This is a genomic window from Actinomadura fulvescens (genome assembly GCF_039533225.1).
GTDB lineage: Bacteria > Actinomycetota > Actinomycetes > Streptosporangiales > Streptosporangiaceae > Spirillospora > Spirillospora fulvescens.
The window spans coordinates 1,143,590-1,164,175 of record NZ_BAAATD010000001.1 but is presented as its reverse complement, the minus strand read 5'-3'; the positions used below and the strand labels follow the sequence as shown (position 1 = coordinate 1,164,175).

Annotated in this window: 18 protein-coding genes and 1 tRNA gene; 4 read left to right on the top strand and 15 right to left on the bottom strand. The window is 69.2% G+C overall.

Translation table 11 applies throughout. From position 1 onward, the window contains the following. Window positions 1–7: 7 nt before the first annotated feature. The 4 genes from ABD333_RS05485 to polA form a co-directional block, all read right to left on the bottom strand. On the bottom strand, window positions 8–1,966 hold the full coding sequence (locus tag ABD333_RS05485; protein WP_344538231.1) for an endonuclease/exonuclease/phosphatase family protein: 1,959 nt from the start codon (window positions 1,964–1,966) through the stop codon (window positions 8–10). A gap of 313 nt (window positions 1,967–2,279) precedes the next feature. Beyond that, complete coding sequence (rpsA, locus tag ABD333_RS05480) at window positions 2,280–3,776, bottom strand: 30S ribosomal protein S1 (RefSeq protein ID WP_344538229.1); 1,497 nt, start codon at window positions 3,774–3,776, stop codon at window positions 2,280–2,282. Window positions 3,777–4,028: 252 nt separating this feature from the next. Continuing rightward, window positions 4,029–5,108 (bottom strand): polysaccharide deacetylase family protein, encoded by a 1,080-nt coding sequence (locus ABD333_RS05475; protein ID WP_344538227.1) that lies wholly within the window; start codon window positions 5,106–5,108, stop codon window positions 4,029–4,031. Window positions 5,109–5,465: 357 nt separating this feature from the next. Beyond that, window positions 5,466–8,156 (bottom strand): DNA polymerase I, encoded by a 2,691-nt coding sequence (gene polA / locus ABD333_RS05470; protein ID WP_344538225.1) that lies wholly within the window; start codon window positions 8,154–8,156, stop codon window positions 5,466–5,468. Window positions 8,157–8,201: 45 nt separating this feature from the next. On the opposite strand from polA, the gene ABD333_RS05465 reads away from it, so the two are divergent. Both ABD333_RS05465 and ABD333_RS05460 read left to right on the top strand, forming a co-directional pair. Then, window positions 8,202–8,633: a PaaI family thioesterase gene (locus ABD333_RS05465; RefSeq protein WP_410558288.1), complete on the top strand. Its 432-nt coding sequence runs from the start codon at window positions 8,202–8,204 to the stop codon at window positions 8,631–8,633. A gap of 255 nt (window positions 8,634–8,888) precedes the next feature. Further along, window positions 8,889–9,428 (top strand): DUF4352 domain-containing protein, encoded by a 540-nt coding sequence (locus ABD333_RS05460; protein ID WP_344538223.1) that lies wholly within the window; start codon window positions 8,889–8,891, stop codon window positions 9,426–9,428. A 57-nt stretch (window positions 9,429–9,485) separates the two neighbouring features. Here the strand turns inward: ABD333_RS05460 and ABD333_RS05455 are convergent, their stop codons facing one another. From ABD333_RS05455 to ABD333_RS05430, 6 genes are all read right to left on the bottom strand, one after another. Then, on the bottom strand, window positions 9,486–10,277 hold the full coding sequence (locus ABD333_RS05455; RefSeq protein WP_344538222.1) for an ABC transporter ATP-binding protein: 792 nt from the start codon (window positions 10,275–10,277) through the stop codon (window positions 9,486–9,488). Continuing rightward, the gene (locus tag ABD333_RS05450) at window positions 10,267–11,058 is read right to left on the bottom strand and encodes an ABC transporter ATP-binding protein (RefSeq protein WP_344538220.1); all 792 of its coding nucleotides are present in this window, start codon (window positions 11,056–11,058) and stop codon (window positions 10,267–10,269) included. The genes ABD333_RS05455 and ABD333_RS05450 overlap by 11 nt, the downstream gene beginning before the upstream one ends. Then, entirely contained in the window at window positions 11,055–12,212 is a 1,158-nt protein-coding gene (locus tag ABD333_RS05445) for a branched-chain amino acid ABC transporter permease (protein ID WP_344538218.1), read from the bottom strand. Before ABD333_RS05445 ends, ABD333_RS05450 begins: the two co-directional genes overlap by 4 nt. Beyond that, a complete protein-coding gene (locus ABD333_RS05440) occupies window positions 12,209–13,174 on the bottom strand; it encodes a branched-chain amino acid ABC transporter permease (RefSeq protein ID WP_344538216.1) in 966 nt (321 codons plus the stop codon). Before ABD333_RS05440 ends, ABD333_RS05445 begins: the two co-directional genes overlap by 4 nt. A 97-nt stretch (window positions 13,175–13,271) precedes the next feature. Further along, window positions 13,272–14,408 (bottom strand): branched-chain amino acid ABC transporter substrate-binding protein, encoded by a 1,137-nt coding sequence (locus ABD333_RS05435; RefSeq protein ID WP_344538214.1) that lies wholly within the window; start codon window positions 14,406–14,408, stop codon window positions 13,272–13,274. Window positions 14,409–14,809: 401 nt separating this feature from the next. Next, window positions 14,810–15,424, bottom strand: a complete 615-nt coding sequence (locus tag ABD333_RS05430) for an ANTAR domain-containing response regulator (RefSeq protein WP_344538213.1) — start codon at window positions 15,422–15,424, stop codon at window positions 14,810–14,812. Window positions 15,425–15,511: 87 nt separating this feature from the next. Here ABD333_RS05430 and ABD333_RS05425 point away from each other — a divergent pair. Further along, window positions 15,512–15,584 (top strand) — tRNA-Leu (locus tag ABD333_RS05425). 209 nt (window positions 15,585–15,793) lie between these two features. Here the strand turns inward: ABD333_RS05425 and ABD333_RS05420 are convergent. The 3 genes from ABD333_RS05420 to ABD333_RS05410 form a co-directional block, all read right to left on the bottom strand. Beyond that, a complete protein-coding gene (locus ABD333_RS05420) occupies window positions 15,794–15,973 on the bottom strand; it encodes a hypothetical protein (protein WP_344538211.1) in 180 nt (59 codons plus the stop codon). A 96-nt stretch (window positions 15,974–16,069) separates the two neighbouring features. Continuing rightward, the gene (pyk, locus tag ABD333_RS05415; protein WP_344538210.1) at window positions 16,070–17,500 is read right to left on the bottom strand and encodes a pyruvate kinase; all 1,431 of its coding nucleotides are present in this window, start codon (window positions 17,498–17,500) and stop codon (window positions 16,070–16,072) included. Between the two features lie 135 nt (window positions 17,501–17,635). Further along, on the bottom strand, window positions 17,636–18,190 hold the full coding sequence (locus ABD333_RS05410) for a type 1 glutamine amidotransferase domain-containing protein (protein ID WP_344538208.1): 555 nt from the start codon (window positions 18,188–18,190) through the stop codon (window positions 17,636–17,638). Window positions 18,191–18,267: 77 nt separating this feature from the next. Here ABD333_RS05410 and ABD333_RS05405 point away from each other — a divergent pair, with 77 nt between their 5' ends. Beyond that, the gene (locus ABD333_RS05405; RefSeq protein ID WP_344538206.1) at window positions 18,268–19,008 is read left to right on the top strand and encodes a helix-turn-helix domain-containing protein; all 741 of its coding nucleotides are present in this window, start codon (window positions 18,268–18,270) and stop codon (window positions 19,006–19,008) included. Window positions 19,009–19,045: 37 nt separating this feature from the next. Here the strand turns inward: ABD333_RS05405 and ABD333_RS05400 are convergent, their stop codons facing one another. Further along, the gene (locus ABD333_RS05400; protein ID WP_344538204.1) at window positions 19,046–19,453 is read right to left on the bottom strand and encodes an MmcQ/YjbR family DNA-binding protein; all 408 of its coding nucleotides are present in this window, start codon (window positions 19,451–19,453) and stop codon (window positions 19,046–19,048) included. Further along, window positions 19,450–20,325: a hypothetical protein gene (locus ABD333_RS05395; protein WP_344538202.1), complete on the bottom strand. Its 876-nt coding sequence runs from the start codon at window positions 20,323–20,325 to the stop codon at window positions 19,450–19,452. The genes ABD333_RS05400 and ABD333_RS05395 overlap by 4 nt, the downstream gene beginning before the upstream one ends. Between the last annotated feature and the right edge of the window lie 261 nt (window positions 20,326–20,586).

The following is a 20,586-nucleotide window of genomic DNA, read 5'->3' as shown; positions in this document are numbered from 1 at the left end:
GGTCCGCTCAGCGCCCGATCCGGACGGTCACCCCGACGGGATAGTGGTCCGACGCGGTCGACCGGCCCACCGTGTAGTCGTCGAACATCAGGTCGTCGGTGCCGATGATCCAGTCGATCCGGTCGCCGTCCGGCGTGGTCGGGGTGTTGTCGCCCGTCGCCGCGCTGCGCAGTTCGGAGCTGCCCCCGTTGCCCTCCAGCAGCCGGCTGATCTCCGGGCTGCCCGGCTGGGCGTTCATGTCGCCGCCGATGATCGTACGAGGCGCGCCGCCCCAGCTGCGCAGCAGCGCGGCCACCTCGCGCAGGCGTTCGTCGCCCTGGTCGGCGCCGCCCTCCAGGTGCGTCGACCAGACGTCGAGCGAGGTCGTGCCGACGGCGAGCCGCGCCCACACGAACCCGCGGATCTGCGACCAGTCGCCTCTCGGCATCCGGCTGGTGCCGGACTTCTTCACGGGCAGCGAGGTGAGGATCGCGTTGCCGAACTGGCCGTCGGCGGCCGGACCCCACAGCAGCTTCATGCCGAGCCGGCGCGACAGCCACACGCCCACGTCGGTGGTGCCCGACAGAAGGGAGCCGCGGCTGGCCTCCTGGAGCAGAACGACGTCGGCCTTCTGCGCCTCGATGGTCTTGGCGATGCCCTCAGGGTCCAGACGGCCCTTGGTGTTGACGGCGTCGTGGATGTTGTAGGTGACGACGCGCACCTGGCCGGGAGTGGCCGCGCGGGCCTCCTTCTTCGGGGTGGCGATCGTGAAGATCACGCTGCCCAGCAGCAGGGCGAGCGAGGCCGCGCCGGCGGTCACCGCCCGGAGCGGCGCGCGGGCCGGCAGCGGCCCGCCGCGCGCGGCGGCGATCGCGGCCAGGCCGCCCAGCGCGATCCCGGCCAGCCCCGGCAGCAGGTTGTTGGGCAACGGCAGCGGCGTGACCGCACTGACCTGGTACGGGACGAGGATCAGCGCCACGAGGAGGCCCCCGAGAGCCGCGCCGACATCGATCCGCCACACCGGCCCTCCGGCCCCGGCACGGCGCAGCGGAGCCCGGCTGGCGACCGCGAGCAGCCAGGCCGCGAGCAGCTGGCCGACGATCACGACCGGCACGATCTCGATGCCCGCGACCGCGTACGTCCCGGCGATCGCCCCGGCGCCCACCCCGAGCAGGGTGCCGCCGAGCACGCACACCCCGCCCGGAACGGCACGTACCGCGAGGCCGGACGCCAGGAACGCCAGCGCCAGCCCCTGCCCGGCGACGATCACCACGTGCGCGCCGACGAGCGACTGCCAGCCGGAGGACGCGACGAACGCCGGGCTCGACAAGATGAGAATCTGCAGCGCGAGGAACGGCCCGAACGCCGCCGCGCCCAGAGCGTCCCGCCAGGAGATGCCAGGCGCGGCCACCGGCCCCGAGGACATCTCACGCCAGAGCGCGGCGACACCGAGCCCCACATAGACCAGGCAAGCAAGCCACGGCCACACCCCCGAACGCCAGGCCGGATCCCATGTCGCGAACGCCATCCGGACGGCGGAGTCCACCGCGAGACCGGCGACCGCCGCCGTGGCGAAGCCGACACCCGACAACCCGCGGGCGCCCTCGTACAGCGCCGCCACCGCGATCATGCCGATGGCCGTTCCGAGGAACACCAGCCACAGCTGGGGCGACAGCGCCTGCGCGAGCAGCCGCACGGCGAACAGGCCGCCCACGCCCGCCAGCAGCAGGCCCTGCGGCCCGGCCACGCGCCTGATCAGCGGGCTGAGGAAGCCCGCCAGATAGACCAGCAGCACGAGCCCGGCGGCCGCGCCGACGCCCGCCGTGTCGGCGAACCGATCGAGCTGGGGAAGCGAGAAACGCAGAGTCTGCGCGAGAACGGCGACCGTGATCGCGATCAGCGCGAGCCGCGCCGGACCCTGCGGGACGATCGAGGGACCGGCCGACTGGGTGGGCCCGTTGATGGTGCCTACATCTGTACTGGCCAAGGGAACAACTGCTCCGGAGGACGAGCGGGTACGAGGGGACGGCCCCCGGGATCAGGGGGCCGATGTCCGAGGGTATCGGCAACAACCACAGTCCGGCGAAGCCCCACCAACCCTCCACCAGAGCACCGCTGGGCTCGCCAGGCCATGGGCCGAGCTGGTGCCGCCTGGTCGTCGTGCTTCGGGGCGTTGATGGGGGTTCGGGGAAATAGATCACGGCCGGAGGGGGATCCTGGGGATCTCCCTCCGGCCGTGGTCCTACGTTACCGACCGGCGTGGCGGCGAGCCTTCACGGGGGCGGGTGCCCCCGTGGGGCTCACTGGCCGCCGGACAGCTTCTCGCGCAGGGCCGCGAGGGCCTCGTCGGTGGCGAGAGCGCCACCCGCGGTGTCGGCGTCCTCGCCGCCACCGGAGTAGGAGGTCTCGCCGCCGCCACCGCCGCCGACCGAGGTGGTGCCGCCCGTGGCCTCGGCCTCAGCCTCGGCCTTGCGGGCGTCCTCGATCTGCTTGCGGTGCGCGTCGAACCGCGCGCGGGCCTCGGCGTACTGCCGCTCCCAGGTCTCGCGCTGCTCGTCGAAGCCCTCAAGCCACTCGCCGGTGTCGGCGTCGAAGCCCTCGGGGTACTTGTAGTTGCCCTGATCGTCGTACTCGGCCGGCATGCCGTACAGGGTCGGGTCGAACTCCTCTTCCTCGACGACGACGCCCTCGTTGGCCTGCTTGAGCGACAGGCTGATGCGGCGCCGGTCGAGGTCGATGTCGATGATCTTCACGAAGATCTCGTCGCCGACCTGGACGACCTGCTCGGGGATCTCCACGTGGCGCTCGGCCAGTTCGGAGATGTGCACCAGGCCCTCGATGCCCTCCTCGACGCGGACGAACGCGCCGAACGGCACCAGCTTGGTGACGCGGCCGGGCACGACCTGCCCGATCTGGTGGGTCCGGGCGAACTGCTGCCACGGGTCTTCCTGGGTCGCCTTGAGCGACAGGGAGACGCGCTCGCGCTCCATGTCGACGTCCAGGACCTCGACCGTGACCTCCTGGCCGACCTCGACCACCTCGGACGGGTGGTCGATGTGCTTCCAGGACAGCTCGGAGACGTGCACCAGACCGTCGACGCCGCCCAGGTCCACGAACGCACCGAAGTTGACGATCGAGGAGACCACGCCCTTGCGGACCTGGCCCTTCTGGAGGGTGTTGAGGAAGGTCTGGCGGACCTCGCTCTGGGTCTGCTCCAGCCAGGCGCGACGGGACAGGACCACGTTGTTGCGGTTCTTGTCCAGCTCGATGATCTTGGCTTCGAGCTCGCGTCCGACGTACGGCTGGAGATCCCGCACGCGCCGCATCTCCACCAGCGATGCGGGCAGGAAGCCGCGCAGGCCGATGTCGAGGATGAGGCCGCCCTTGACGACCTCGATGACGGTGCCGGTGACGATGCCGTCCTCGTCCTTGATCTTTTCGATCGTGCCCCAGGCGCGCTCGTACTGAGCACGCTTCTTGGACAGGATCAGACGGCCTTCCTTGTCCTCTTTCTGAAGGACGAGGGCCTCGACGTGGTCTCCCACGCTGACGACCTCGTTGGGGTCGACGTCGTGCTTGATGGAGAGTTCACGCGAGGGGATGACACCCTCGGTCTTGTAGCCGATGTCGAGGAGGACCTCGTCACGATCGACCTTGACGACGGTGCCTTCGACAATGTCGCCGTCATTGAAGTACTTGATGGTCTCATCGATCGCCGCGAGGAAGGCTTCCTCGGACCCGATGTCATTGACCGCTACCTGCGGGGTGGTCGAGGTGGCCTCGGTGCTGCTCGTCATGTGTCGGCTGGCTCCGGATACGGACATGCGTAGGTGTCATTAATGCGCGGAGGGCCTTATATCCGCCCTGCCGAGGACCGGGAAGGGAAGGGACGCAGCCTGAGCGACGTCAATGAACCGAACCGAAGTCAACGACCTGACCGAGCGCGAGCCTGCTCCGTCTGAAGCACGCGCAAGCCCACAGCGCAGCGATCAGGATATGGGACGAGACTCCTGGGGTCAATCGGAGGGGGGCCGGTTGGGCCCCTCCGTTCAGTAGGAACGCCCATAAGGCCGGTATTGCTTGGCCAGCGACTTCTCGTCCGACGCCCGGAACGAGATGGTATTCGGATCGCCGTCCGATGTGTATCGCGTGTCCGGATCTTTGTCCAACTTGTCCAGCCAGGCGGTCGAGCAGTACTCCCGGCAGTCGTTCTCGCCGATCTTGCCCTCGGATCGCACCCGCAAGATCGCGAACGGGTCGAAGCCCCTGGCGAACGGGGATTCCGACGGTTTCCAGCCCGCCAGGAAGATGCCCTTGAACTCGTACTCCCCGTCCTTCTTCTGCGCCCAGGACCGCTTGTCGGGCTCGGACCCGAACGGGTAGGCGAGCGTCGCCGCGTGCGCCCCCGTCAACGACACGATCTTGGCCTCGATCCCGCCGATCTCCTTCTGCACCTCCGACTTGGACAACGTCGAAAGATCGGGATGGCTCACCGTGTGGTTGCCGAGCTCGAACCCGTGCTGCCGCAACCACGTGAGCCCTTCCCCGGCCCGCTCCCCCATCCCGAAAAGATCTTCGTTCAGATAGAACGTCGCGACGGGCCGGAATCCGGGAAACCTGGCGGCGACCTCCATCAGGATGGCCACCGCCGTGTCCGCCTTGGGATTACCCCGCTCGTCCAGCCCGAAATGACCCGGCGTGCTGTCGTCGAACGTCAGCACCACCGGATGCTTCCCCAGCGGCACGTCGATCCGCCCGCTCACCAGCTCGGCCGCCGTGATGGGCACGTACCCCTCCTCGGCGAGCCGCGTGAGCTCGTCCCGCAGTTCCTTGGTCGTCCGGTCCAGCGACAGCTCGGCCTTCTTCATGATCCGGTGGTACATGAGCACCGGAATCGCACCCAGCTCGTTCGCCTTGACCGACACCGCCGCCGCACTCGCGGCCCCAATCTTCACCGCCCCCGATGGCTTGGCAGACCTCGCAGGCGTGACCGTGGGCGACGCCTTGCCCCGTTGCGCCGCATGCGCGGCGTCCGTCCTGGGTCTCTCCTCCTTGACCCTGGGCAGCGCGAGCCCGAGGACCACCGCACAAACGATCAGGAAACCGGCGAACTTGTGGAGGGCTGGCACGGGCCTCCCGTCAATCGGGCGTGACGCGACCAGACCAGCCTAGGCCCGCCCAACCCCCCACGAACAGAAGGCCGGACGTCCACAAAGGAAACGCTCGGCCACCACGCCGTCAGCACCCCACTGGCCGCCACGCGAACGCGTCCAGCCTGCCCAGCACCGAACAGCAACGTTGACCGACCGCTCAGCCTCACAAAACCCGATCCGCCTTGCCCAGGTGTCACGCGAGCGCGCGGCGCTGAGCGGGAAGCGAGCCGAAGGCGAAGCTTCCCGCGAAGATCGCGAAGCGATGTCGCGCTCGCCGCTTTTGTGGTTCGGGGGCCGAGCCGCCAGGCGAGGCCCCCGAGGCCATAAAAGCCATTAATGAGCAGCGTCTTGCCAGGTGCGGCCGGTGCCCATGGAGACCTCCAGGGGGGCCTTGAGTTCGTAGGCGCTTGCCATCTGCTCGCGGACCAGGGCCTTGAGGTCGTCTTGTTCGCCTGCGGCGACTTCGAAGACCAGTTCGTCGTGGACCTGGAGGAGCATGCGGGATCTGAGGCCGTGGGCGCGCAGGGCGCGGTCGACGTTGAGGCCGGCGACCTTGATGATGTCGGCCGCGGAGCCCTGGATGGGGGCGTTGAGGGCCATGCGTTCGGCCATCTCGCGGCGCTGGCGGTTGTCGGAGTTGAGGTCTGGCAGGTAGCGGCGGCGGCCGAGGATGGTCTCGGTGTAGCCGTCCTGGCGGGCCTTGGCGACGACGTTCTGCAGGTAGTCGCGGACGCCGCCGAACTGCTGGAAGTACTCCTCCATGAGGCCGCGGGCCTCGTCGGGCGGGATGCGCAGCTGCTGGGAGAGGCCGAACGCTGACAGGCCGTAGGCGAGGCCGTAGTTCATCGCCTTGATGCGGGCGCGCAGCTCGGAGTCGATCTGGTCGGCGGGCAGGCCGAAGACCCGGGACGCGGTGATCGTGTGGAAGTCGGCGCCGGAGGAGAAGGCCTCCAGGAGGGCCTCGTCGCCGGAGAGGTGGGCCATGATCCGCAACTCGATCTGGCTGTAGTCGGCGGTGAGCAGGGACTCGTGGTCGGCGCCGACCACGAAGGCCTCGCGGATCTGGCGGCCCTCGGCGGTGCGGATCGGGATGTTCTGCAGGTTGGGGTCGGTCGAGGAGAGCCGGCCGGTGGCGGCGACCATCTGGTTGAACGTGGTGTGGATGCGGCCGGCGTCGTCGGCCATCGGGATGAGCGAGTCGACGATGCTCTTGAGCTTGGCGACCTCGCGCCAGCGCAGGATGTGCTCCAGGACGGGGTGGCCGTCCTTGGCGAGCAGGCCCGTGAGCGCGTCGGAGTCGGTGGTGTAGCCGGTCTTGGTGCGCTTGGTCTTGGGGAGGTTGAGCTCCTCGAAGAGCACCTGCTGGACCTGCTTGGGCGAGCCGAGGTTGAACTCGTGGCCGACGGCGTCGTGGGCGAGCTGCTCGGTCTCCTTGACCTGGCCGCCCAGGGAGGCGGAGAGGTTGGCGAGGTGGTCGGCGTCTACGGCGATGCCCGCTCGTTCCATGTCGGCCAGGACGCGGACCAGGGGCAGCTCGACCTCGTGCAGGAGGCGGGTGGCGCCGCGCTTCTCCAGGTCCTTGTCGAAGACGTCGGCCAGCTCGGCGACCGCGCGGGCGCGGACGGCGAGGCCGTTGGCCGCTTCTTCCTCGCCGGAGCCGTCGAGGGTCAGCTGGCCGGAGTCGTCGCTCTCGCTGCGCAGCTCGCGGTGCAGGTAGCGCAGGGCCAGGTCGGCCAGGTCGAACGTGCGCTGGCCGGGCAGCGCGAGGTAGGCGGCGAGCGCGGTGTCGCTGGTGAGGCCTTCGAGGGTGAGACCGCGGGCGTAGAGGGCCAGCATCGGGCCCTTGGCCTCGTGCATGGCCTTGGGGCGCGAGGGGTCGGCCAGGTAGGCGGCGAGGGCGTTCTCGTCGTCCTCGATGAGCTCGGCCGGGTCGAGGGAGACCGCGGGGCCCTTCTTGGAGGCGAGCGCGAGCGCGGTCAGCTCGCCGGTGCCGCGGCCCCAGGAGCCGGTGACGGCGACGCCGAGGCGGTCGGCGGCGGTCGCGTTCTGCTCCAGCCAGGCGCCGAGGGCGCCGGGCTCCAGGTGGGCGAGCTCGATGTCGAAGCCCTCGTCGGCCTCCGGCTCGGGCGCCGAGAGGGACGAGTAGAGCCGCTCGCGCAGCACCCGGAACTGCAGGGAGTCGAAGAGGGCGTGGATCTCCTCGCGCTCCCACTGGCCCATCGACAGCTGCGGCGGGGTGAGTTCGAGCCCGACCTCGCAGTCGAGCTTGTTGATCTGCTGGTTGCGCAGCACGTCGCCGAGGTGCTCGCGCAGGTTGTCGCCCGCCTTGCCCTTGATCTCGTCCACGTGCGCGACGAGCCCGTCCAGGTCGCCGTACTTGACCAGCCATTTGGCGGCGGTCTTGGGCCCGACGCCGGGCACGCCCGGCAGGTTGTCGCTGCTCTCGCCGACGAGCGCGGCGAGCTCCCGGTAGCGCTCGGGCGGGACGCCGTACTTGGCCTCGACGGCGGCCGGGTCGTAGCGGCCCAGCTCGGACACGCCCCGGATCGGGTACAGGATCGTGACGTCCTCGTTGACCAGCTGGAACGCGTCGCGGTCACCGGTGACGATCAGCGTCTTCATGCCGGCCGCGGTGGCCTGCGTCGCGAGCGTGGCGATGACGTCGTCGGCCTCGAAACCCGCCACCGACAGACGCGGGATGCGCAGCGCGTCCAGCACCTCGAAGATGAGGCTGATCTGGCTCCGGAACTCGTCGGGCGTCTTCTGCCGGCCGGCCTTGTACTCCACGTACTGCTCGTGCCGGAACGTCGGCTCCGACCGGTCGAACGCCACCGCGATGTGCGACGGCTGCTCGTCCCGCAGCACGTTGATCAACATCGAGGTGAAGCCGTAGACCGCGTTGGTCGGCTGCCCGTCGGTCGTCGAGAAGTTCTCGACCGGAAGCGCGAAGAACGCCCGGTAGGCCAGGGAATGCCCGTCGAGAAGGAGGAGCCGCTTGTCAGGGGTCGATGGTTCTTTCGCCACACCAGGACTCTAGTCTGCCCGTACGACAGATTGAGGGAGGCATACGTGACTGACACCGGCGAGCAGCGGGCGAAGATCCTTGAGGAACACGGGATCGACGCCCACGGTGACCTGGCGCACGCGATGGGGGTGGAGTATCTCGAAGCCTCCCCGGAACGCGTCGTCGCCCGCATGCCGGTCAAGGGCAACACCCAGCCGTACGGGCTCCTGCACGGCGGCGCCTCCTGCGTGCTGGCCGAGTCGGCCGGGTCCGTCGGCGCCGCCCTCAACGCGGGCGAGGGCCGTATCGCCGTCGGCATCGAGATCAACGCCACCCATCACCGCTCCGCCACGGAGGGCTTCGTCACCGCCGTCGCCACCCGCGTCCACGCCGGCCGCACGCTCGCCACGTTCGACATCGTGATCAGCGACGACCAGGGCCGCCGCGTGTGCACCGCCCGGCTCACCTGCATGCTCAGGGACGCCCCTGTTTCCTGACAACGGGATCTTTTTCAGGTCAAGTCGCCACATCCTTTGCGGTCGGCCATGAACGGTCGGTAGCGTGGATTGGAACGGCCTGGGATCACCGAGTAGACAACGTACGTGTCCGGGGAAGGTCCGTACGGCCCCAAAGGTGATCCCAGGCCCGAGTCCTCTCCGCCGTAAGCGGACGAGATGAGCGATCGTTACGATCGGGTTGCGGCGCTGGTCAGGCCGTTCCCAGGGCCCCTGCGCGGCAGTACGTTCTGGATCATGCAACGCCGCGCCGTGGCAGTCCTCCTGGTCCTGCTGTCGTGGACCGGGTCCACCTCCTGCTCCGGCGGCGAGGAGCCGGAGAGGAAGACGACCTACGAGGTGCCGCCCCGGCCGGTCCGGGACGGCGAGACCGCGGTACGGGGACGGACCGGGCACAGCGGCGACCAGGAGTTCAGGATCATCGGGTTCCGGGCCGGCATTCCGGAGATCGTCGGCAGCCACGCCGACATCAAGCCCAAGGGAACGTTCGTGCGGGTACGGCTGATCACCGAGAACCGCGGCCGGACCACGCAGTTCATGACGACCGGCAAGCAGCTGCTGGTCACCGCGGACGGGCGCACCCATCCGGTGGACGTCAACGCGATGATGGTCAAGCGGCAGCCCGAGGAGCTGGCCGTGGGGGCGGGCGTCCGCATCGAGTTCGATCTCTGGTACGACGTGCCGCCCGGTGTCAAGGTCAACGGCATCCGGCTGTTCGGGTCTCCCTCGCCGGGCGCCGTCTCCGACCCGCCCCCGGCGAACATCCCGCTCCCCTGAGGCATACGAAGGAGCCCTGGGACCGGTCGATCGGTCCCAGGGCTCCCGTCGCGGCTGTCAGTTCCCTTCGTCCCCCTCCGGGGAGTCGTCGGTCCGCGTGACCGTGGCGTCCTTCGGCGGTGTGCCGGCGGAAGCGGCCTCGCCGAGGTCGCCGCCCAGGTAGGCGGCGCGGACCGCCGGGTCGTCCAGGAGGTCGGCCGCCGGGGCGGACTTCACGATGTGGCCCGTCTCCAGCACGTACGCGCGCTGGGCGATCTGGAGGGCCTGCTGGGCGTTCTGCTCGACGAGCAGAACGGTGGTCCCGCGCCGGTTGATCTCCTTGATGATCGAGAAGATCTGCTGCACCAGCATCGGGGCCAGGCCCATCGACGGCTCGTCCAGGAGCACGACCTTGGGCTTGGCCATGAGCGCGCGCCCGATCGCGAGCATCTGCTGCTCGCCGCCGGACATGGTGCCGCCGGCCTGGCTCTTGCGTTCGGCCAGGCGCGGGAAGAGCTCGTAGACCTCCTTGAGCTCCTTGGAGGCGTCCCCCCTCCGCGCGTAGGCCCCCATGTGGAGGTTGTCCTCCACCGACATCCCGGGGAAGATCCCCCGGCCCTCGGGGGCCTGGCCGATTCCCGCGAGCACCCGCTTGTGGCCGGGCATCTTGCTGATGTCCTTGCCCTCGAAGAGCACGCTGCCACCCGACAGCGGGCGCAGACCAGAGATCATCTTCAGGGTCGTGGACTTGCCGGCGCCGTTGGCGCCGATCAGCGTGACGATCTCGCCCTCGCGTACCTCGATCGTGATGCCCTTGAGCGCCGCGATCTTTCCGTAGTGGACGTGCGCGTCCTTGATTTCAAGAAGCATCGGCCGGAGCCCCCAGGTACGCCTCGATGACCCGCGGATTGTTCTGCACCTCGGCCGGCAGGCCGTCGGCGATCTTCTGGCCGAAGTCCAGGACCGCCACCCGGTCGCTGATCCCCATGACCAGGCTCATGTCGTGCTCGATGAGCAGCACGGTGCGCCCGGCGTCACGGATCTTGCGGATCAGTTCCTGCAGGGCCACCTTCTCCGCGGGGTTCATGCCCGCGGCGGGCTCGTCGAGCAGCAGGAGCTTGGGTTCGGTGGCCAGCGCCCGGGCGATCTCCAGCCGTCGCTGGTCGCCGTAGGGCAGGTTCTTGGCGGTCTCTCCCAGCCGGTGCGGGATTCCCACGAACTCCAGCAGCTCGCGGGCCTTCTCCCGTCCCTCCCGCTCCTCACGGCGGTGCCACGGCAGTCCCAGGGCCGCGCCGACGAAACCGGTCCGGTGGTGCGCGTCGGCACCCACCATCACGTTCTCCAGCGCCGACATGTTGTGGAAGAGCCGGACGTTCTGGAACGTGCGGGCGACGCCGAGCTTGGTCACCGTGAACCGCTTCTTGCCGTCGATGCGCTGACCGTTGAAGAGCACCTGCCCCTCGGTCGGCCGGTACACGCCGGTGGTCACGTTGAACACCGTGGTCTTGCCCGCGCCGTTGGGGCCGATCAGAGCGAAGATCTCACCTTGCCCGATCGTCAGGTCGACCTTGTTGAGCGCGACCACACCGCCGAAGCGCATGATGACGCCGCGCAGTTCGAGCACCGCCGGAGGGGTCTTGTCCGCGCTCATTTGCTCACCTCCGCCGGTGCCGTGCCGCCGGGACCGCTCACCTCGGCGCCCATGCTGCCCATTCCCCCTGTTCCCTCGGCCAGCTCCGCCTTGCGTCTGCGGGAGGGCCAGATGCCCTCGGGCCGGAGCGCCATCATGATCACCAGTGCCGCGCCGAAGGCGAGGATGCGGTAGTCGGCCAGCCCGCGGAACCGCTCGGGCAGCCAGACCACCAGGAACGCGCCGAGCATCACGCCCGGGAGGTTGCCCGAGCCGCCCAGGACCACGCCCGCGAGGATCGTCGCCGAGATGAGGAAGGTGAAGTTCTCCGGGTTGATGGAGCTGACCTTCGAGGCGTAGACCACGCCGCCGCTGCCACCGATCGCCGCGCCGATGGCGAAGGCCGCCAGCTTGAACTTGAACGTCGGGACGCCCATCAGTTCGGCGGCGTCCTCGTCCTCCCGGATCGACATCCAGGCGCGGCCCACCCGGCTGTTCTCCAGCCGCTTGGTGAAGATGATCACCACGATGATCAGAACGAGCATCAGGTAGTAGTACGGGCGTGCGTCCAGGATCCCGTACTTGAAGGGCGCGACCCCGCCGATCTCCCACTCGCTCAGGCTCGGCGGGTGAGGGATGGCCTGGACGCCCCGCGGCCCGTTCACGTAGTCGGTGTTGTTGGCCACGATGCGGACGATCTCACCGAAGCCCAGCGTCACGATCGCGAGATAGTCGCCGCGCAACCGCAGCGTCGGGGCGCCCAGCAGCACGCCGGAGGCCGCCGAGATCAGGATCGCGACGACCAGGATCTCCCAGAAGCTCCATCCGTACTTCGTGCCGAAGATCGCCATGGTGTAGCCGCCCATGGCGTAGAACGCCACGTAGCCGAGGTCGAGCAGGCCGGCCTGGCCGACCACCACGTTCAGGCCGATGCCCAGAAGCACGAAGATGGCGATCTGATCGGTGAGAAGCGTCGGCCAGTCGGTGTCCGGGGACATGATCGGCTTGAGCGACTCGCTCGGGAGGAGCAGCGCCGCGATGACCAGGAGCAGGTAGACCGTCCAGCGGGCATAGCCGGGAGCGGTCGCCCACCAGTCGCGGGGCACGTCCAGCAGAGTGCCCGCCTTGCCCTTGAGGGACTGGCCGGCGCCATTCGTCGACTTTTTGAGGTTCATGCGCGCGCCTGCTGTAGGGACTCACCGAGGATGCCGGTGGGACGGAACATGAGGACAAGGACCAGGACCGAGAACGCCACCACGTCCTTCCACTCGGAACCGAAGATCGCCGAGCCGTACATTTCCAGCAGGCCCAGAGCGAACCCTCCGACCAGGGCGCCGCGCAGGTTGCCGATGCCGCCGAGCACGGCCGCGGTGAAGGCCTTGATACCGAGGAGGAACCCGACGAACCAGTGGGTCTCCTCGAACCGCACCAGATAGAGCGCGGCGGCGACCCCCGCCATCGCGCCGCCGACCGCGAAGGTCGCCGTCACGATGCGGTCGATGTTGACACCCATCAGCACTGCCGCTTCGGGGTTCTGCGCGGTGGCCTGGATGCCCCGGCCCAGCCTGGTCCGGCTCACGAACTGGTCGAGCGCGATCATCATGACGATGGCCGCCAGAAAGATGATCAGCTTGTCGTTGCTGATCTCGATCGGGCCGACGTCGATGACGTTGGACCGCTGGACGAAGTGCTCCTGGACGGGGAGCCGGCCGCCTTCCTTCGGCCGGTCGAACACCGCGGGAATGACGACGGTGGCGAACAGCTGCTGCAGGAAGATGGACGCGCCGATGGCCGAGATCAGGGCGGCCAGTCGTGAGGCGCCCTTCTTACGGAGTGGCCGGTAGGCCAGGGTTTCCAGCGCCACGGCGCTGCCACCGGCGGCCAGCGCGCCCGCCAGAGCAAGAACGATCACCACGCCGACCAGCGAGATGCCGCTCACTCCGGAGACGCCCATGGCCTGGACGGTGAACAGTGCCGCGAACGTGCCGATCATGAAGATCTCGGAGTGCGCGAAGTTGATGAGTCGCAGGACGCCGTAGACCATCGTGTAGCCCAGGGCGACGAGCGCGTAGATCGCGCCCAGCGACAGGCCGTCGATGGTGTACGGCCAGAATGAGTTAATGAGTTCGTCGAACACCTTGGATCGCCTTTGTCAAAGGAGCGGGAGCGCGCACTGCGCTCGCTCCCGCTCCCGCGCCTACATGCTTGTCGTCTGACAGACGTGCGATGCCGCGTTACTTGACCGTCGCGTCCTTGGTGTTGCCGAGCAGCGGCAGCTTCCCGCCCTTGGACTCGTACACGTAGATGTCCTTGGCGGCGAGCTCACCGTTGCTCTCGAACTTGATCGGCTTGGCGACGCCCTCGATGTTGATCGTCGAGAGGAACTGGTTGATCTTCTCGGGCGTGGTGTTGCCGGCCTTGATCGCCTCGATGAAGGCGGTCGCCGCGTCGAAGCCCTCGCCGGAGTAGATCGCGACGTCGGCGTTGAACTTCGCCTTGTAGGCGTCGTTGAAGGTCTTGGCCTTGGGGTTCTTCTTGCCCTCGGGGTCGATCAGGCAGGGGCAGCTCACGTACACCTTGTTGGCGTTGTTGGCGCCGGTACCCTTGATCAGGCCGCCGTCCAGCGAGCCGTCACCCGTCACCAGGGGAACCGTGACGCCGCCCTCGCGCAGCTGCTTGAAGAGCCGCCCGGCCTGGGCGTAGTAGCCGCCGAAGAACAGCACGTCCGGCGCGGCCTGCTTGGCCTTGTTGACCGTCGAGGAGTAGTCGGTGCCCTTCTGGTCGACCACGTCGGTCGCCACGGTGGCGCCCTTGGCCTGCACGCCCTTGGTGACGTAGTCGGCCAGGCCCTTGCTGTAGTCCTGGTTGTCGTGGACGACGAAGACCTTCTTGGCCTTGAACGCGCGGGCGATGAAGTCCGAGGCTCCCGCGCCCTGCACCTCGTCGTCGGCGACGACGCGGTGCCAGTACGTCCACTTCTTCTCGCCCAGGGTGACGTTGGTGGCCGAGGGCGAAACGCTCGGGATCTTGGCCTCGTCGAGGATCGGGGCGACGCTCTGGGACTCACCGGAGAACGCGGGACCGATCAGACCCTGGATCTTGTCGTTCTTGATCGCCTGCTGGGCCAGACCCGTCGCCTGCTCCGGCTTGCCCTGGCTGTCATAGCGCTTGAGCTCGATCTTGACCTTGGGGTTGGTGGCGTTGTACTGCTCGACCGCCAACTGGGCGCCGTTCCACGGTGGGATGACGATGCCGGAGTTCTCACCGGTCAGGTCCCCCATGAAGCCGAGCGTGACTTTGTCACCCCCGCCAGACGAGTCCTTGTCGTCGCCGCCGCAGGCGACCGCACCGAGCGCAAGCACCGCGCTCATCGCCACCGCACCGGTGACTCTCATCATGTTGCGCCGCAAGGTGCCCAACCTTTCCATCCGGATCCTCAATGGATCGGGTACGAGTGTTGACCCCGCGACTTCGCCCTCAGCGGGTGAAAGCGGTCACTCGGGGACCTGTCCGTAGTACACCGATGTGACGTCACAGATCAGCACCCAAGGGCAGAAGGGTTACCCCTTCGTTACGCCTCCGTGCCCATGTGACACCGGCCCGTACATGGGCTGATTACAGAAAGTTACCACCCGACACAGAGGACCCACCAATGTACGCCGAATGGTCGCCGACTTCCTACCGAAGACGTGACGGCCGTTCGCGGCACCCGGAGCGACCCGCCGGAGACCGTCCGGAGACCGCCCGGAGACCGGCCGGAGCGACCGGCCGGTCAGGGGGCCGGAGGCTCGTCGGAGGGCTTGCCGAGGGCGCCCGCCAGGACGGCGTCGGCGACGGCGCGCATGGTCAGGCGGCGGTCCATGGAGGTCTTCTGGATCCAGCGGAACGCCTCGGGCTCGGTCCAGCCGTTGGCCTCCTGGAGCAGTCCCTTGGCACGATCGACGACCTTGCGGGTCTCCAGGCGGTCCTGGAGACCGGCGACCTCGGCCTCCAGCGCCCGCAGCTCGGTGTAGCGGCTGACGGCCATCTCGATGGCGGGCGCCAGGTCGGTCTTGGTGAACGGCTTGACGAGGTAGGCCATGGCGCCCGCGTCGGTGGCCCGCTGCACCAGCTCGCGCTGGGAGAACGCGGTGAGGATGACCACCGGCGCGATCCGGTCGGCGGAGATCCGCTCGGCCGCCGAGATGCCGTCCAGCACCGGCATCTTGACGTCGAGGATCACCAGGTCGGGCTTCAGCTCGGCGGCGAGCCGCACGGCGGTCTCGCCGTCCCCGGCCTCGCCGACGACCTCGTAGCCGTCCTCCTGCAACATCTCCTTGAGGTCCAGGCGGATCAGTGCCTCGTCCTCAGCGATCACCACACGTCGCGCGCTCTCCGTCACGCGCACGAGACTACCGGGACGCGCTAGTCTGGTCTGCGGCAGGTAGGGCGATCCGCTACGAGGGTTTTAACCTCAGGAGGATGTCCGAAATGCGCCCCGATATCCCAATGGCAGAGGAAGCGGTCTCAAACACCGTTTAGTGTGGGTTCGAATCCCACTCGGGGCACCCATCCCGACATGCGCCGCCGCGACCGAGCCCCACCCCGTCGAGGAGCACTCCTCCGCTGAAGGGCGTTCGCGCGACTCGTTCCCCCAGGTTCATCTCCCTCTTCATCCCCGCATGCTCGTCGCTCCGGTCGGCCGGTCCCGAGCGGGACCGGACCTGACACTCGGACGATCATGCGGGGCACCTCGTGCAACGGCCGGTCGCGCGTGTCAGACCGGGTAGCGCGTGGCCTCGTCCAGCTTCACGTTGCCCGGCTCGGCGATGACCTGGGGTTTGGGCGGCACCTCCTGGGAGGCCACGGTGTCCCCCAACGGCGTGTGCGACGGCAGCGACCGCCACCGCGCCGCGGGGGTCTGCTCGTCGTCGGTGTCCTGCGAATGATCGCTCATATGGCCATGATGTGATCACTTCACCCCGGTGTCCAGCGGTATCCCGGGCCGACGCCGGATCGGGTCCGGCCCGGCGCCCACGGACCCCGGCGGGTTTCAGTCGCGGACGGCGATGGCGTCGCCGATGCGGTGCACGCGGAGGGCGTTGGTCGAGCCGGGGGTGCCGGGGGGCGAACCCGCCACGATCACCACGCGGTCGCCCTTCTGCACCTGCCCGGTCTCCAGCAGGCCCTGCTCGACCTGGCGGACCATGTCGTCGGTGTGGTGGGCGTGCGGGACGATGAACGTCTCGACGCCCCACACGTGGGCGAGCTTGCCGCGCACCGCCGGCACCGACGTGAACGCCAGCAGCGGGATCGGCGAACGGTAACGGGACAGCCGGCGGGCCGTCTCCCCCGACATCGTGAACGCGACGAGGGCCTCGGCGCCGATGATCGCGCCGACCTCGGCGGCGGCCTTGGCGATCGCGCCGCCGACGGTCTCGGGGATGCGGTCGAGCGCGTGCGTGGCCTGGAGGGACGCCTTCTCGGCCGTCGTGACGATGCGGCTCATCGTCTCGACGGCCTCGATCGGATACTGCCCGACGCTGGTCTCGCCGGAGAGCATCACCGCGTCGGCGCCCTCGAAGACGGCGTTGGCGACGTCGGAGGTCTCGGCGCGGGTGGGCCGCGGCGCGGAGATCATCGACTCCAGCATCTGAGTGGCGACGATCACCGGGCGGGCCTTCTCGCGGCACAGCTCGATGGCGCGCTTCTGGACGATCGGCACCTCCTCAAGCGGAAGCTCGACGCCCAGGTCGCCGCGGGCGACCATGATGCCGTCGAAGGCGGCCACGATCTCGGGCAGCGCGGCCACGGCCTGCGGCTTCTCGATCTTGCCGATGAGGGGGACGCGGACGCCCTCCTCCTCCATGATCCGGTAGCAGATGTCGGCGTCCTCGGGCGTGCGGACGAACGACAGCGCCACCATGTCGACGCCGAGCCGCAGCGCCCAGCGCAGGTCCTCCTCGTCCTTGCCGGTGAGGGCGGGCACGCTCACCGGGACGCCGGGCAGGTTGAGGCCCTTGTTGTCGGAGACCATGCCGCCGACCGTCACCCGGGTGAGCACGCGCGGGCCGTCGACCTCCACGACCTCCAGCGCCACCCGGCCGTCGTCGATGAGGACGGCGTCGCCGGGGCCGACGTCCCCGGGCAGGCCCTGGTAGGTGGTGGACACCTCGCGGCGGCTGCCGGGCACGTCCTCGGTCGTGATCGTGAACTCGTCGCCGAGGGTCAGCCGTACCGGGCCGTCCGGGAAGCGCCCGATGCGGATCTTGGGCCCCTGCAGGTCGGCCAGGACGCCGACGCCGCGGCCGGTCGCCTCGGCGGCGGCTCGCAGGCGGTGGTAGACCTGCTCGTGGACGGCGTGCTCGCCGTGGCTCATGTTGAGCCGGGCGACATCGATGCCGGCCTCCACGAGGGCGCGGATCTGCTCGGGGCTGGAACAGGCAGGGCCGATGGTGCTGACAATCTTCGCTCGACGGGTCACGTGCACAACGCTACTTAGTTACCAACGAGTACGGATATTCGTGCAGGATGCGGTCGCCGAAGATTCACCGACTGGTCTAGGTCAGAGGTCTAGACCATAGGTGAAGTGTGACCCACGTCACCACCATCCGCGCGGTCAGCGCTTGAAGACCTCCACGGCGGCCTGGCAGAACGCCTTCAGGTCATCGGGCTTGCGGCTGGTGACGAGCACGTTCGGGCCGCCCTCACAGATCTTGACCTCCTCGTCGACCCACGTGGCGCCGGCGTTGCGCAGATCGGTCTGCAGGCTCGGCCAGGACGTCATCGTACGGCCGCGGACGACGTCGGCCTCGATGAGCGTCCAGGGCGCGTGGCAGATCGCCGCGACCGGCTTTCCGGCGTCGAAGAACGCCTTGGCGAACGCGACGGCGTTCTCCTGCGTCCGCAGGAAGTCGGGATTGGCGACGCCGCCCGGCAGGACCAGCGCGTCGAACTCCTGCGGCGGCGAGACGTCCACGGTCGTGTCGACCTGGAACGTGTCGGCCTTGTCGAGGTGGTCGAACGCCTGGATGCGTCCGGACTGCGTCGAGACCAGCCGGGGCTGCCCACCGGCCTGCTCGACGGCCTTCCAGGGCTCGGTCAGCTCGACCTGCTCGACGCCCTCCGGAGCGCAGAGGAAGGCGACGGTCTTCCCCTGAAGATCGGTGGCCATGGCGGAATTCTCCCGTTCTAGTCGGATTCGGGTACTACCTACGCCCTGCCCATCGGCGGGGGTGGTATGCAGGAAGGGTGAAGGCCAGCCGTTATCTTGAACATCCCGCGCCCGCGGGAGCCGGGCTGGCCTGCGTATGGCACCACGAGCTCCCGGACGGCACGGACGCGCCGTTCGAGCAGCGCGTCGTCCCCGACGGCTGCGTGGATCTGATCTGGTGGAGCCGGGACGCCCGCCTCCAGGTCGCTGGGCCTGACACCGGCCCGGCGCTGGCCAGGCTGGAGCCCGGCGACCGGCTGATCGGAGTGCGTTTCAAACCGGGCATGGCCCCGCCCGTGCTCGGCGTGCCCGCCGACGCCGTGCGCGACGGGCGGCTGCCGCTGCGGGACCTGTGGGGTCCGGACGCCGACCGCCTGGGCGAGACGCTGGCCTCGGCCGCCGATCCGGCGGCGACGCTGACCAGGGAGGTGCTGCGGCGCGGCAGCGAGGCCCGGCCCGCCGACCCGATCGTCGAACCCCTCCTGCGCGATCTGGCCGATCGTTCCGTCAGGGATGCCGCCGACGCGCTGGGGCTCGGCGAGCGGCAGTTGCGGCGGCGCGTTCAGGCGGCCTTCGGATACGGGCCGAAGACGGTCCAGCGGGTGCTGCGCTTCCAGAGGGCCCTCAAGCTCGCGTACGCGGGCGACCCGCTCGCGGACGTCGCCTACGCCACCGGCTACTCCGATCAGGCGCACCTCGCGCACGAGGTGCGCGAGCTGGCGGGCGCGCCCCTGACCTCCCTGCTGGCGAGCCCGGCCGGAGGCCCAAGCACCCTGTAACCAGGCCCCAGGCCGCCGCCCGCAGACCGACCGAGCTTCAGGCGTTGTCGCTGTGCCTGCGCGATGGGGCCTCGGGCACGGGTTCCACGAATCCCGGGCGGAGGCGGCGGGGCAGCGTGGCGACCACGACGTCGTACGCCTGGTCGATCATGGCGCGCACCTCGTCGCCCTCCAGGTCGCCCTCCAGCAGCACCGTCACCCAGTGCCGCTTGTTGAGGTGGTAGCCGGGCAGCACCGTGCCGGGGTACTGGGCCTGGAGGGCCTGGACCTCGTCCGGTGGCAGCTTGAGACTCACCCTCGGCGGCTCGGCGTCCTCGCTGAGCAGGGCGAAGATCTTGCCCGCGATCCGGTAGACGGCGGGCTGGGGACCGAAGGGGAAGTCCTCCTTCGCCTGCTCCAGCCCGAGGCAGTGCCGGGTGACCTCGTCGGGGGTGAGACGCTTCATGGGGACAGTCTTCCGTATGCCCTCAATGTCCGGAGTCGTTCGACGGTGACGAATCCGCGCCACTCCGGCTCGGTCTGGGGTGTCCAGATCAGGAAGTTGACCGTCCACCCGCCGTCCTCCCGCTGTGCCTCCACCAGCGCGTCGAGATGGGTCTCGATGAGGTCGCCGTCGAAGAGCCGGCGGCCGAGGCCACCGGGGGCCGGCGCGACGTCGAGCGGGAAGTGGGCCTCACCCCCGGCCTGCGGATCGAGGGCGATGTGGGCGAGCATCGGCTCGCGGAGCCGCTCGAACGCCGCCTCCGCGCGTTCCCGGTCGGGCACGTGGTCGAGGAACGTAAGGATGGCGTACGTCTCGTACGGCGGCACGTCGGTCGCCTTGTCCAGCCACGCCCAGCAGAAGTCGGTCGCGGGTCCCAGCCATGGATGCCGGTGGCCGATCCGGTGCAGCTGCCCCGCCAGCGTTCCGGTAGGGACGATGTGGCCGGGCGGGTCGTCCGGCGCCTGCCACCACGGAGCGCTCGGCGCCTCCCGCACGGTCGGCAGGACGAACGGGACGCCCCCGTCAGGTCCCGTGATGGACGTCAGGTAGCCGCAGATCCGCTCCACCGCGGGGTCGTCGTCCGCGCCCGCCTCGTGCAGGAACTCCAGGGCGTGCTGGGCGGGGACCGGCTGGCTGGCCTCACCGCGCAGGTCGGGCTCGATGCCGTGGCCGTAGCCGCCGTCGGGGTTCTCGTACGGGCGCAGCGCCGCCGTGATCGCGGCGGCCGGGCCGCCGCGGAAGTGGAACGCGAACCGGTGCCGGTCGATGAGCCGCCCGTTGCGCCGCAGGAAGTCCTCGGCCAGGGCGAGCCGTTCGGCGTCGATCGTCTTCATGTGCCCAACGGTAGGGGCACCATCCGGAGGGGTCTTGTACGTATCGGACCTCTCGGGGCGGCCCGGTCACCCCAGCGGTGGATGACCGGGCCCCGAGTCCCGCAGGCGGGGAAGCGGGAGATCATGTCGCCGGCGAGACGTCGCGCCGGCGCGAGAATTAAACCGACCCCGGCGGCCCGAGCACAACAGCCGGCGGCAAGGAAAGGCACGGTGTGGCCATGACCGGTCGCCGCGGGCACCGTGATCGTTTACGTGGCGGGG